Raw genomic sequence first — 13346 nt, 5'->3', positions numbered from 1 at the left:
CAAGTCTGTTCGAAGAGGCTACGCCTCGGGGGGCCGCGCCACGTCACGGGCCGGGGATACGTGAGCACGGTCACGGGGCGCCGCGGCCGGTGACGTCCGGCGGTTCACAGATGCGCGAGGACATTGACGACGCGCCCCTGCGGGTCACGGGCGAAGAAGCGGCGCACGCCCCACTCCTCGTCGCGGATGCCGTGCACGATCTCGGCGCCCGACGCGCACAGCGCCGCGTACACCGACTCCAGCTCCCCGACGGATTCCACCTCGATGCTCAGGTCCGGGACGACGGGGGCCGTCGCGTCGTGCGTGAAGAGGCTGATCTGGGCCGTGGGGTGCGTCGGCGAGGCCAGGGTGCGGACCCAGCCGAGGTCCATGACCTGCTCCAGGCCGATCCGCTCGTAGAAGGCCCGGGCCGCGTCCAGGGCCTCGGGGCCGGCGGGGGTGACGGGGTGGTTGGGGACGATGCGTCGAACGGTCATGGGGTGCCCCTCCCCCGGAAGGTCGACCGGTACGCGGCCGGTGCCACCCCGAGCGTGAGCTGGAAGTGCTGGCGCAGCGAGGTGGCCGTACCGAAACCCGACTCGGCCGCGACCCGGTCGACCGTGTGGTCGGTGCGCTCCAGCAACTCCCGCGCCCGGTCCACCCGTTGACGGGTCAGCCAGGTCATCGGCGTCAGACCCGTCTCCTCACGGAAACGGCGGCTGTACGTACGGACCGACATCGCGTCCCGCGCCGCGAGCTGGGCCAGGGTGAGCGGTTCGGCCAGACGGCGCAGCGCCCAGGCGCGGGAGCCGGACGTCGAGGCGAGGCCCGGCTCCTCGACGGGGCGGCGGATGTACTGCGCCTGGCCGCCCTCCCGGTGCGGCGGCACCACCGTGCGGCGGGCGACGTCGGCGGCGACGCCCGCGCCGTGGTCGCGGCGGATCAGATGCAGGCACAGGTCGATGCCGGCCGCCTCGCCCGCCGAGGTGAGGACCCGCCCCTCGTCGACGTAGAGGACATCGGCGTCCACGGTGACCTGCGGGAACGTACGGGCGAAACGGTCCGCCGAGAGCCAGTGCGTGGTCGCCCGGCGCCCGTCGAGCAGTCCGGCGGCGGCCAGCAGGAAGGAGCCGGTGCAGATGGAGGCGACCCGGCCCCGGGCGCCCGTCAGCGCCTCCCGCACCGACTCCTGCGGTCCCGCGTCCGGGGTCAGCGACTCGTCCGCCTCGTGCGAGGCCGGGACCAGCACCGTGTCGGCCGCCGCCACCGCCTCCAGGCCGTGCCCCGCGTGGATCGGGAAGTCGGCATCGGTGCGGACCGGGCCGGGGCGGGGCGCGCAGGTCGTGACCTCGTAGAGGCGCTCACCGGTCACCGGATCGCGGGCGGCGCCGAACAGCTGGTGGACCAGACCCAGCTCCATGGGCAGAACCCCGTCCCTGACCAGCACGGCCACCGAGGCGGGCCGGCGTACCCCTGCTCCACTCATGGCCAGATTCTTTCAGCTCGTGGCCATCTGGCCAGTCGTCCGGGAGGACGGCCCGGACGGAGGGTCGTAGTCATGACGACACACACCGGAACAGGCCGCACCGCGATCGCTCCGCCCCGCGACCGGAGGTGGGTGGTCGCCGCGGGCGCCGCGCTCGCGATCGTCGTCGCCGGGTCCTTCAGCACGCTGGCCGGTCTGCTCGTCGGCCCGCTGCACACGGAGCTCGGCTGGTCCCGCTCCGCGATCGGCCTGGGCACGCTGGTGAACATGGTCGTGTACGGGGCCACGGCGCCGTTCGCGGCCGCGCTCATGGACCGGATCGGGATGCGGCGGGTCGCGGTCGGCGCGCTGGCGCTCGTCGGCGCGGGCGCGCTGCTCACCACGGCGGCGCGGGCGCCCTGGCAGTTCGTCGTGGCGTGGGGCGTGCTGGTGGGGCTCGGCACGGGGGCCACGGCGACGACGTTCGCGGCGACCGTCACCGAGCGCTGGTTCGTGACCCGGCGCGGGCTCGTCGCGGGGCTGCTGACGGCGGCGAGCGTGGTGGGCCAGTTCGTGTTCCTGCCGCTGCTGTCGTGGGTGATCGACGGGTACGGGTGGCGGACGGCGGCGTACGGGCTCGCCGGGGCGGCGGCGGTCGCGGTGCCACTGGTGGGCGCGGCGGTACGGGATCCGGCCACGCCCCGGACGACCGGTGCCCGAACCGTGCCGCTGCCGACCGGCCTTCTGCGCAGCGGCCCGTTCTGGCTGCTCGCCGGGACGTTCGCCGTCTGCGGCGCCTCCACGAACGGCGTCATGTGGACCCACTTCGCGCCCGCCGCGCACGACCACGGCATGCCGACGACCGTCGCCGCCTCGCTCCTCTCCCTCGTCGGGATCTTCAACGTGGCCGGGACGGTCGCCTCCGGCTGGGCCACCGACCGGCTCGACCCGCGCCGGCTGCTCGCCGCGTACTACGGGCTGCGCGGCCTGACCCTGCTCGCGCTGCCGCTGCTGCTCGGGGCGGTGGTGGACGCGCCGCTGTTCGCGTTCACGGTCGTCTTCGGGCTGCTCGACGTCGCGACGATCCCGCCGACCCTCGCGCTGTGCCGGGCGCACTTCGGGGAACGGGCGCCGGTCGTGTTCGGCTGGGTCAGCGCCGCGCATCAGGTGGGCGCGGGCGCGGTGGCGTTCGCCGGGGGCGCCGTGCGGGACGCCTTCGGCTCGTACGACCTCGTGTGGGTGGGGGTGGCGGGGCTGTGCGCGGTGGCGGCGCTGCTCGCCCTCACGGTGACCACCGGCCGCGAGGGCGTCCGGGGCCCCGGGTAGCCTCGCGATCATGGCGGACTGGATGCTGCGGGCGGCCACGGCCGACGACCTCGAACCCCTCGTGGAGCTGCGGGCCGTCGTGATGCGGCCGGATCTGGAGCGGCTCGGGCGGTTCGACGCGCACCGGGTGCGGCAGCGGTTGCGGGACGCGTACGCGCCGGAGCACACCTGGGTGATCGAGGTGGGCGGGGAGCTCGCCGGGTGCGTGGCGCTGCGGCCGGCGCCGGACGCGCACTGGCTGGAGCACTTCTTCCTCGCGCCCGAGCTGCAGGGCGTCGGTATCGGAGGCGCCGTCGTCACCCGCCTCCTCGCCCACTGCGACGCGGCGCGCGTCCCGGTCCGCCTCAACGTCCTCCAGGGCAGCGCGGCCCGCCGCCTCTACGAACGCCACGGCTTCGTGACGGAGTCGGAGGACCCGGTGGACGTCTTCATGCTGCGGCCACTCCCGTGACCAGCCCCTGGGCCAAGCGGAGCGCGTCTCCGGCGGCACGGTCCCGAATCCCCGGGGCGCACGACCAATGGTCGAAGCGCGCATCCCCGCCAGGTAGGACCGCACCCGATCAGCGACTCGGTCGCGGGGCGGGACCAACGGGCGAATTGCGCCTCCCTGCCGGGTAGGGCCGCGCACCCGATCAGCGACTCCGTCGCGGAGCACGACCAACGGGCGAAGCGCGCCTCCCTGCCGGGGTAGGACCGCACCCGATCAGCGACTTGTCGCGGGGCGCAACAGCGGGCCCTGGGGCACGCGGAGCGTGTCTTCAGGGGCGCGGGGCTGTGTCTGTTCAGCGAATCCGGCGACCCCTGGGGCGCACGGAGTGCGCCTTCAGGGGCGCGGGGAACTGCGCGAGAAGCCCCACCGGGCGGCACCCGGCGACGATCCTCAGCCCCTGCGGCGGCGGCGCGTTAGCCGAGGCCCAACGAAACGCGCACCCGGCGCCGGGGGTGCCGCCTTGCCCACCCGTGCCGCCCCAGGCGGCAGACTGCCCAAGGCTGGGTCGACCCGACCTGGTACGCACCCGGGGCTTGGGCGCACGCCCGAGGTGAGGGCGACCGGAACGCACTACGGCCAGGCGAGGGTGACCGGAACGCTCACCTCGGCCAGGGTGCTGCCCAAGGCAGGGCGCCGGGCCGACGCCCCCGGAGGGGGCGGGCGGGTGGGAGAAGGGCTCGGGCCATGGCCCGCCGTGGCGTCAGGGCTCGGGCAGGGCCCGGGCAGCAGTAGCCCCGCAGCGGCCCGAGGGGTGGCCCAAGCAGCCCCCGGCACAGCGAGGGAAGGGCCCCGGCAGGGGCGCGGGGAACTGCGCGATCAGCCACGACGGCGGGCGAGCCGAAGGACGGACGGGCGGAGGGACCGCTCAACCCCCGGAGGGATCACGCTCCGAAAGCCTGCGACACCGCATAGATCACCAGCCCCGCCAAAGACCCCACCACCGTGCCGTTGATACGGATGAACTGCAGGTCACGGCCGATGTGCGCCTCGATCTTGCGGGAGGTGTGCTCGGCGTCCCAGCCGGCGACCGTGTCCGTGATGAGGGAGGTGATCTCAGCGCGGTACGTCGTGACGACGTAGACGGCGGCGCCCTCCACCCACCCGTCGACCTTGGCCTGCACCTTCGGATCGCTGGACATCCGCGCCCCCAGCGACAGCAGCGAGGCCCGCACCCGCAGCCGCAGCTCGCTGCGCTCGTCCTCGGCGGCGGCCACGATCATCTGCCGGACCGCGGACCAGGTGGAGGCGATCAGGTCCTGCACCTCGGAGCGGCCGATGACCTCGGACTTGAGGCGCTCGACGCGCGCCCGGGTGTCGGAGTCGGACTGGAGGTCGGCGGCGAAGTCGGTGAGGAAGCGGTCGACGGCGCCGCGCGCGGGGTGCTGCGGCATGTCGCGCATCTCGGTGACGAAGCGGAGCAGTTCCTTGTAGACGCGCTCGCCGATCCGCTTGTCGACGAAGCGGGGCGTCCAGCCGGGCGCACCGCCCTGCACCGCGTCCATCACGGAGTCCCCGTGCAGCACCAGCCAGTCGTGGGCCCGCGTGCACACGAGGTCGACGACCCGTTTGTGGCCGCCGTCCGCGACGACCTTCTCGAGCATCTTGCCGAGGCCGGGCGCGATCTCGGCGCTGTCGGCGCGGCGGGTGATGGCCTCGCCGACGACGGCCTGCACGTCCTGGTCGCGCAGCACGGTGAGCGCGCCGCGCAGGGCGGTGGCGAGTTCGGCGGTGACGCGGTCGGCGTGCTCGGGTTCGGCGAGCCAGGCGCCGAGCCGGGAGCCGATGCCGACGGCGCGCAGCCGCTCCCGTACGACGTCCGAGGACAGGAAGTTCTCCCCGACGAACTCTCCGAGCGAGACGCCCAGCTGGTCCTTCTTGCGGGGGATGATCGCGGTGTGCGGGATGGGGATGCCGAGAGGGTGCCGGAACAGGGCGGTGACCGCGAACCAGTCGGCCAGCGCGCCGACCATGCCGGCCTCGGCGGCGGCCGCGACGTACCCGGCCCAGGCCCCGGCACCGGAGTGCTCCGCCCAGGTGGCGAGGACGTAGATCAGCGCGACGACGCCGAGCATCCCGGTGGCGATCGCCTTCATCCGCCGCACCCCGCGCCGCTTCTCCTCGTCGGCGGCGGTGAACTCGGCCCCGAAGCGACGGGCGGGCCGGGACGCGGTACCGGCCCCTGACCCGGGACCTCCCGCCGCGGGAAGGGATGACCGTACGGCCGGCCGGGCATGCTGCCCCGTGTCGTCGACGTCCGATCCGTCCGGTTTCTCCGACCCGCTCATCGGTCACTCCAGCTCGCCGCGTCCGTCATATGTCATTCCCCTCACACATTGCCCCTTCCTGACGTACTCCCGGAACGAACCGCAAGTTCCCGGCGTCTCAAGGGTCGGAGGGGGGCAGAGTCGGCCCCCTCGTCATCCATCGCACCCCATGCCTCATCATGGGATGATCACATCGGAGCCTCGGGCTCCCCCTGCCCGAGGAGACACACACCGCATGACCAGGCGAAACGGTTATGCCCTGTTGGCGGCGCTCGTCGCCGTCGTCGTGCTGATCTCCGGCGGTATCTACCTCGGGTTCTCCGGCCTGCTGCGCGGCAAGGACGGCTCCGTCCGCGCGGACGGCGCGCACCCGCGCAGTTCCGCCGCTCCCGCCTCCACCGGCACCTGGGCCGGCAGCTGGTCGGCGGCCCCGGCCGGCGCGGAACCGGGCACGGAGACGAACGGCTTCTTCGGCCGCTCGATCCGCAACGTGATCCACACCAGCATCGGCGGCTCCAGCGCCCGCATCACGCTCTCCAACCTGTACGGGCAGCAGCCGCTCAGCATCACCCACGCCTCCCTCGCCCTCGCCTCCGCGCCGAACAGCCCGACCGCGCTGGCCGGCACGGTGCGCCGGCTGACGTTCTCCGGGAACACGTCGGTGGTCATACCCGCCGGCCGGCAGGTGCTCAGCGACGCGGTGCGGCTGCGCGTGCCCTCCGACGCGGACGTGCTCGTCACGACGTACTCACCGACGCCGTCCGGCCCGGTCACGTACCACCCGCAGGCCCGGCAGATGTCCTACGTGGCGAACGGGGACCTGACCGAGGAGGAGAGCGGGGCGCGGTACACGGAGCAGAGCCCGTACTGGCGCTACCTCAGCGCGCTCGACGTGCTCAGCAACGAGGCGGAGGGCACCGTCGTCGTCCTCGGCGACTCGCTCACCGACGGCATCACGTCCACGGTGGGGGCGAACCGGCGCTGGACCGACGTCCTCGCCGAGCGTCTGCGCACCGAGGCCGGGGCTCCGCGCTACGGGGTCCTCAACCAGGGCATCAGCGGGAACCGGCTGCTGTCCGACGGGTACGGCCGGCCGGCCGGGAACCCGAGCGGGCTCGCGCGCTACGAGCGTGACGTGCTCGGCCGGGCCGGGGTACGGGCCGTGGTCGTCGACCTCGGGATCAACGACATCCTGCGCAACCCGCACCAGACGGACGCCTCCCGGATCGCGGACGGCCTACGGGAGCTGGTGCGGCAGGCGCACGCGCGCGGGCTGCGGGTGGTCGGGGCGACCCTCATGCCGTTCCAGGGACACCGGGGCTACGAGCCCCGCCTCGAAGCCGTACGCGAAGAGGTCAACGCGGAGATCCGCTCCGGCAAGGTCTTCGACAGCTACGTCGACTTCGACCGGGCCCTGCGGGATCCGTACAACCCGCGCCGGCTGCTGCCGGAGTACGACTCCGGCGATCACCTGCACCCCAGCGACGCCGGCTACCGCAAGATGGCCGAGTCCTTCGACCCGGCCACCCTGACCCCCACCCGCGGCGCCGAACTCTGACCCCGGTCCCGCCGTGGACGGTCGGGCGTCGTCACCCGCCCACCCGCCGGTGGGGCTTCTCGCGCCCCGCGGCGGAGCCCCTGACGTCACAGCCCCGCGCCCCTGACGGGGCACGCCTGCCCCGGCATCCCGGCGCGCGGTGCGCATGCGGTCCGGGTCAGTCGTCGTCGTGGTGGCGCCGGTGACGGTCGGCGTGCCGGTCGTGGATGCGCAGGTGGCGGTCCTCCAGCTCACGGCGCCGCTCGTCCCTCCGCTCCAGCTTCTCGCGCCGGCGCTCGTCCTTGAGGCGCAGCCGCTCCTCCCGGGGGAGCTTGCGCTCGACCCCGACGCCGCCCATCAGCGCGAAGCCGCGGACGACGACCCGGGGCGAGCCCGGTGTGCCGGTGCCCGTGGCGCGGTCGTCGACGCCGCCCATGATGCCGAAGCCCTTCACGGTGACGTCGAGCTCCGGCGGCACCTTCACATGGATCCCGCCCATGATCGTGAAGCAGCGGATCTCGACGTCCCGCGCCGCGAAGTTCGCCTCGCGCAGGTCGATCTCGCCGCCGCCCCACATGGCGAACGCGGTGAACCGCTCCCCCACCGTCCAGCGCCCCTTGCGGCTGAACCCGCTCCAGAACGCGAACGCCCCGCCCGACGTCGCCTGCCCGCCGGTCCGCGCCGCCCAGTCGACGGCCCCTTCCGCGACCGGCGCCTTCACCAGGTCCACCGGCGCCGTGCTGCCCGCCGCCGGCAGGTCCCGGGTCAGCGGCGCCAGCTCCCCGTACGTACGCGCCGCGTACGCCGCCTCGAGCCGCTCCTCGAACTCCCCCATGTCGAGCCGCCCCTCGGCGAGCGCGTCCCGCAACCGCTCGGCGACCTTCTCGCGGTCGGCGTCGGAGGCCCGCAGTTCGGGGAGGTGCGATGCATCGTCGGTCATGACCGCCAGCCTACGGGCGGGAGGTGACGGCGGAGGGATCTCGCGCGTACATCCGTGCGATCACACTCTCGATGTCCGGCTCCCGCACCGAAAGGTCCGCCAGCGGATACCGTTCGGCGATCCGCGCGACCAGCGGCGCCGCCGACTGCCCGGCCGGGAACGCCAGCCACTGCCGCGCCCCCTCCACCTTCACCACCCGCGCCGACTCCACCTCCAGCGGCGGGAGTTCACGTTCGAGGTCGACCACCAGCGTGCGCTCCGCCGCCGCCCCGTCACCCACCGCGTACAGCCCCTTCAGCTCCCCGTCGTACACGATCCGCCCGTGGTCGATGACCATCACGCGCCGGCACAGCTGCTCGATGTCGGTCAGGTCGTGCGTGGTCAGCAGCACCGTCGTACCCCGGTCACGGTTCAAGTCCCGCAGGAATCCCCGGACTTTCACCTTGGACACGACGTCCAGGCCGATCGTCGGCTCGTCCAGGTACAGCACCTCCGGGTCGTGCAGGAGCGCCGCCGCGATGTCACCGCGCATCCGCTGCCCGAGCGACAGCTGCCGCACCGGCGTCTCCAACAGGCCCGCCAGTTCGAGGAGTTCGACGCACCGGTCGAGGTTCTCCGCGTACCGGCGCTCCTCGATCCGGTACATGCGGCGCATCAGCCGGTACGAGTCGATGAGCGGCAGGTCCCACCACAGGGTGGTGCGCTGCCCGAAGACGACACCGATGCGGTGGGCGAGCCGGGAGCGCTCGCGGGCCGGCTCGATGCCCGCGACCCGGATCCGCCCCGCGCTCGGCGTGAGGATCCCGGTCAGCATCTTGATCGTGGTCGACTTCCCGGCCCCGTTCGGCCCGATGTAGCCGACCATCTCGCCGCGCGGCACGGTGAAGGACAGCGTGTCCACGGCCCGCACCCGGTGCCGCTCGCGCCGCAGCAGCCCGGCCCTGCGCCGCACGTCGAAGAACTTCTCGACCCCGTCCACCTCGATGAACGCCTCGTCACCCATCGCGCAGCCTCAACTCCCCGTGCTTCGGTAGGCGCGCAGCGCGGCCCGCCACGCGAGTCCCGCCGCCGCGAGGCAGCAGGCGGCCACGAGCGGCGGCGCGAACGCGACGGCGCGCGGCAGGTCCAGCGGATAGGGGCGGCCCAGGATGTAGAGCGCGGGCAGCCAGTTCACGAAGGCCAGCGGCAGGACGAAGGTGACGCCGCGCAGCAGGCCGTCGCCGAAGACGGTCGGCGGGTACTGGAGCATCGTGTTGCCGCCGAACGTCGCCGCGTTCTGCACCTCGGCCGCGTCCTGCGCCACGATCTGGAACGCGGCCCCGGCCATGAACACGGCGACGAAGATCCCGGCCCCGCTGACCAGCAGCACCGGCACGAGCAGCACCTTCACCGGCGTCCACGCCACGTCGAGCGCCGTCACGGACCAGCCGAGCACGATCAGCCCCTGGGCGAGCCGGCCGACCCGGCGCAGCGCGAACCGGTCGGCGGCGACCTGCGCCAGCACGGGCGCGGGCCGTACGAGGAACGCGTCGAGCGTCCCGTCCCGCACCCGGGTGCCGAGCCGGCCCAGGGAGCCCGCGAACAGGTCGGCGAGCCCGAAAGCGGTCCCGGCCGTGCCGTAGAGGAAGGCGATCTCGGCGAGCCCGTAGCCGCCGAGCCGGTCCACCTGCGAGAACATCAACAGGATTCCGACGAAGTCCAGGGCCGTGAGGGCGCAGTTGCCCAGCAGCGTCATCACGAACGACGCCCGGTAGGCCAGCGTGGAGCGGATCCACATCGCGCTGACCATCCCGAAGGCCCGTACGCCTTCCGCGGCGGCCGTACGCGTACGGTCAGCCACCCTGCACCACCACCCGCCGCGTCGCCACACCCTGCACCAGCCGCCCCACGCCGAGCAGTGCGGCCGCCCACGCCGCCTGGAACAACCAGCCGCCGGCCACGGACCCCGTCCCCATCAGCACGTCCGCCGGCACCTGGAGCAGCGCCGAGAACGGCAGCACCCTCGCCACGTCGCCGAACGTGCCCGGGAACACGTTCAGCGGCAGCAGCATCCCGCAGAAGAACGTCGCGCTGATCCCGTACATCTGCGCGACACCACCCGCCTCCAGGAGCCAGAACGCGGACAGCGCCACGAGATAGCGCAGCGCGAAACTGACGAGGAGACCGAGCAGCACCGAGATCAGGAACGCCAGCCAGCGCGCGGGGCTCGTGGGCAGCGCGAGCTCGAAGACCAGCGCCCCGACGGCCATCGGCACCACCCCGCGCCCCAGCAGCTGGAACACCGACCGCCCGAAGTCCTGCGCCAGCCACCACCCCTGCATGTCCACCGGCCGGTACAGGTCGACGGCCACGTCCCCGCTGCGGATCCGGTCGGCGAGCTCCGCCTCGAAACCGCTCGGGATGCCGAGCATCATCACCGCGTACAGCGCCTGCCCGACCCAGACGAAGGTGAGCGCCTGCGCCTGGTCGTAGCCGCCCAGACGCGGCCGCTCGTCCCACAGCGCCACGTACGTGCACGCGATGATCAGGCCGAACACCGTGTTCGTGAAGATCCCCGCGAAGGTGGCCCGCCGGTAGGTCGCGTAGCGCCGGAAGGCACCGGCGGCCACGGCCCCGTACAGCCGCACTGCTCCCACCGCGCCTCCCCGGATTCCGGCCGAAGCGCAGGAGCCTAATCGCCACGCGCGACGCCATCCACCCCTTTTTCGGCACGATGCCCGCATTTGCAGGGTGATGTAGGAGGCTTATGTGTCATACGAGGCGTACGTGACGTACGACGCGAACCAGGAGTTCCACAGGACATGAGCAGCGACGAGCGGCCCCAGACGCCCGAACCGGTCCAGCAGGGCGCCCAGGGCAAGGAGGGGAAGAAGGGCAGGAAGCCCAAGAGGCCCCGGCGCACCGGCTGGCGGCGCCTCGTGCCGACCTGGCGCATGCTGCTCGGCACCCTCCTCGGCGTCCTCCTGCTGTGCGCCGGCCTGTTCGCCCTCGGCTACGCCCTCGTCGACATCCCCGCCGCCAACTCCGCCGCCACCGCCCAGTCCAACGTCTACCTGTACGCCGACGGCACGCCCATCGCCCGCGACGGCGAGGTCAACCGGGAGAACGTCCCGCTCGCCCAGGTCCCCGAGACCGTCCAGCACACCGTGCTCGCCGCCGAGGACCGCGACTTCTACTCCGAGTCCGCCATCGACCCCAAGGCGATGCTCCGCGCCGCCTGGAACACCGTCACCGGCAAGGGCAAGCAGTCCGGGTCGACGATCACCCAGCAGTACGTCAAGAACTACTACCTCGGCCAGGAACAGACGATCTCGCGCAAGGTGAAGGAGTTCTTCATCTCCATCAAGCTGGACCGCGAGGCCAGCAAGGACGAGATCCTCGAGGGCTACCTCAACACCAGCTACTTCGGCCGCAACGCGTACGGCATCCAGGCCGCCGCCCAGGCCTACTACGGCGTCGACGTCCAGCACCTGAGCACCGCTCAGGGCGCCTACCTGGCCGCCCTGTTGAACGCCCCCAGCGCCTACGACGTCGTCGCCCACCCCGAGAACAAGGGCAAGGCCGTCGCCCGCTGGAACTACGTCCTCGACGGCATGGTCAAGGAGAAGTGGCTCGATCCCGCCACCCGCGCCCGCACCACCTTCCCCATGCCCGACGAGGCCCACAACAGCCAGGCCGGACTGTCCGGACAGCGCGGCTACATCCGCGACGCCGTCCGCGACTACATCGTCGAGCACAAGATCCTCGACGAGGACACCCTCGCCACCGGCGGCTTCCGCATCACCACCACCCTCCAGCGCAAGAAGCAGGACGCGTTCGTCGCCGCCGTCGAGAAGCAGCTCATGTCGAAGATCGACAAGAAGGGCCGCGCCGCCGACCGCAACGTCCGCGCGGGCGGCGCCTCCATCGACCCGCGCACCGGCAAGGTCCTCGCCATGTACGGCGGCATCGACTACACGCAGCAGTACGTCAACAACGCCACGCGCCGCGACTACCAGGTCGGCTCCACCTTCAAGCCCTTCGTCTTCACCAGCGCCGTCGAACACGGCTCGACGACCGAGGACGGCCGCGTCATCACCCCGAACACCGTCTACGACGGCACCAACGCCCGCCCCGTCCAGGGCTGGGACGGCGGCTACTACGCCCCCGAGAACGAGGACGAGATCTCCTACGGCCCCCTCACCGTCCGCGAGGCCACCGACAAGTCCGTCAACGCGGTCTACGCGCAGATGGCCGTCGACGTCGGCTCCGACAAGGTGAAGCAGACCGCGATCGACCTCGGCCTCCCGGCCACCACCCCCGACCTGACCGCCTCCCCCTCCATCGCGCTCGGCCCCGCCACCGCCAGCGTCCTCGACATGACCGAGGCCTACGCGACCCTCGCCAACCACGGCCGGCACGGCACGTACACGCTGCTCGGCGGACTCAGCAAGGACGGGCAGAAGATCGGCCTGCCCGAGCAGGAGACCAGCCGGGCCGTCAGCCGGGAGTCCGCCGACACGACGACCGCGATCCTCCAGTCCGTCGTCGAGGACGGCACCGGAATCGCCGCGCAGGCCGCGGGCCGCCCCGCCGCCGGCAAGACCGGCACCGCGGAGGAGGACACGGCGGCCTGGTTCGCCGGCTACACCCCGGACCTCGCCACCGTCGTCGCCGTCATGGGCCAGGACCCGGACACCGCCGCGCACACCCCGCTGTACGGGGCGGCGGGGCTGCCCCGCATCAACGGCGGCGGGTTCCCGGCCCAGATCTGGGCCCAGTACACCCGCAAGGCGCTGGCCGGCACCCCCGCCCACGACTTCGACCTCGAACTGGAGGAGGGCGCCGAGGAACCGCCGCCGCCCCCGGCCCCCGAAACCCGCGAGCCCTCGGGCAGCACCAGCCCCTCGACATCCGGCAAGCCCACCCCCTCCCACTCCCCGACCCCCACGGGCCCGACGTCCCCCGCCACCGACTCCCCGACGACCACAGCCCCCGGCCCCGACCGACCGGCCGGCCGCCCCGGCGGCACCACAGGCGGCGCGGAGGAAGGCGTCCTCAACAACCTGACCCCCACCTCCCCCCGCCGCTCCCCTCAAGCAGCACATCACTGAGCCCCTGGGGGCGCACGAAGTGTGCCCCTTCAGGGGCGCGGGGCTGTACCCGATCAGCGACTCCGGCGCGGGGCGCGAGCAACACGCCCCTGGGGACGCACGAAGTATGCCCCTTCAGGGGCGCGGGGCTGTACCCGATCAGCGACTCCGTCGCGGGGCGCGAGCAACACGCCCCTGGGGACGCACGAAGTGTGCCCCTTCAGGGGGAATATAAACAACACCCATCCCCCGAGAAATGGGGGCCGATCGGTT

General features: G+C 72.9%; 11 protein-coding genes. 4 read left to right on the top strand and 7 right to left on the bottom strand.

All coding sequences use genetic code 11. The features are described from left to right. Positions 1-104: 104 nt before the first annotated feature. The gene (locus tag ACFW9D_RS06465; RefSeq protein ID WP_384618578.1) at positions 105-476 is read right to left on the bottom strand and encodes a VOC family protein; all 372 of its coding nucleotides are present in this window, start codon (positions 474-476) and stop codon (positions 105-107) included. Next, a complete protein-coding gene (locus ACFW9D_RS06460) occupies positions 473-1465 on the bottom strand; it encodes a GlxA family transcriptional regulator (RefSeq protein WP_384618576.1) in 993 nt (330 codons plus the stop codon). Before ACFW9D_RS06460 ends, ACFW9D_RS06465 begins: the two co-directional genes overlap by 4 nt. Before the next feature lie 72 nt (positions 1466-1537). On the opposite strand from ACFW9D_RS06460, the gene ACFW9D_RS06455 reads away from it, so the two are divergent. Continuing rightward, entirely contained in the window at positions 1538-2770 is a 1233-nt protein-coding gene (locus tag ACFW9D_RS06455; protein ID WP_384618574.1) for an MFS transporter, read from the top strand. 10 nt (positions 2771-2780) lie between these two features. Beyond that, positions 2781-3221, top strand: coding sequence for a GNAT family N-acetyltransferase (locus tag ACFW9D_RS06450; protein ID WP_384618573.1), 441 nt, complete (start codon positions 2781-2783; stop codon positions 3219-3221). Positions 3222-4141: 920 nt separating this feature from the next. Here ACFW9D_RS06450 and ACFW9D_RS06445 read toward each other — a convergent pair. Beyond that, positions 4142-5545 carry a DUF445 domain-containing protein gene (locus tag ACFW9D_RS06445; protein WP_384618570.1) on the bottom strand — a complete coding sequence of 468 codons (1404 nt, stop codon included), beginning with the start codon at positions 5543-5545 and terminating at the stop codon, positions 4142-4144. 214 nt (positions 5546-5759) lie between these two features. On the opposite strand from ACFW9D_RS06445, the gene ACFW9D_RS06440 reads away from it, so the two are divergent. Continuing rightward, positions 5760-7082, top strand: coding sequence for an SGNH/GDSL hydrolase family protein (locus ACFW9D_RS06440; protein WP_384618568.1), 1323 nt, complete (start codon positions 5760-5762; stop codon positions 7080-7082). 157 nt (positions 7083-7239) lie between these two features. On the opposite strand, the gene ACFW9D_RS06435 is transcribed toward ACFW9D_RS06440, so the two are convergent. From ACFW9D_RS06435 to ACFW9D_RS06420, 4 genes are read right to left on the bottom strand one after another with little or no spacing between them, the layout of a single operon-like run. Then, positions 7240-8001: a DUF1707 domain-containing protein gene (locus ACFW9D_RS06435; protein ID WP_188338664.1), complete on the bottom strand. Its 762-nt coding sequence runs from the start codon at positions 7999-8001 to the stop codon at positions 7240-7242. A gap of 10 nt (positions 8002-8011) precedes the next feature. Further along, positions 8012-9004, bottom strand: coding sequence for an ATP-binding cassette domain-containing protein (locus ACFW9D_RS06430; RefSeq protein WP_384618564.1), 993 nt, complete (start codon positions 9002-9004; stop codon positions 8012-8014). Positions 9005-9013: 9 nt separating this feature from the next. Beyond that, on the bottom strand, positions 9014-9790 hold the full coding sequence (locus ACFW9D_RS06425; RefSeq protein ID WP_384618708.1) for an ABC transporter permease: 777 nt from the start codon (positions 9788-9790) through the stop codon (positions 9014-9016). Positions 9791-9833: 43 nt separating this feature from the next. Next, positions 9834-10628 carry an ABC transporter permease gene (locus tag ACFW9D_RS06420; protein ID WP_384618705.1) on the bottom strand — a complete coding sequence of 265 codons (795 nt, stop codon included), beginning with the start codon at positions 10626-10628 and terminating at the stop codon, positions 9834-9836. Positions 10629-10802: 174 nt separating this feature from the next. Here ACFW9D_RS06420 and ACFW9D_RS06415 point away from each other — a divergent pair, with 174 nt between their 5' ends. Then, positions 10803-13094, top strand: coding sequence for a transglycosylase domain-containing protein (locus ACFW9D_RS06415; protein ID WP_384618561.1), 2292 nt, complete (start codon positions 10803-10805; stop codon positions 13092-13094). The last annotated feature ends 252 nt before the right edge of the window (positions 13095-13346 follow it).

The organism is Streptomyces sp. NPDC059524 (assembly GCF_042749255.1).
Lineage (GTDB): Bacteria > Actinomycetota > Actinomycetes > Streptomycetales > Streptomycetaceae > Streptomyces > Streptomyces xanthii.
Note: the sequence above shows the minus strand (reverse complement) of the source record. Positions and strands in the feature narration are given on the sequence as shown.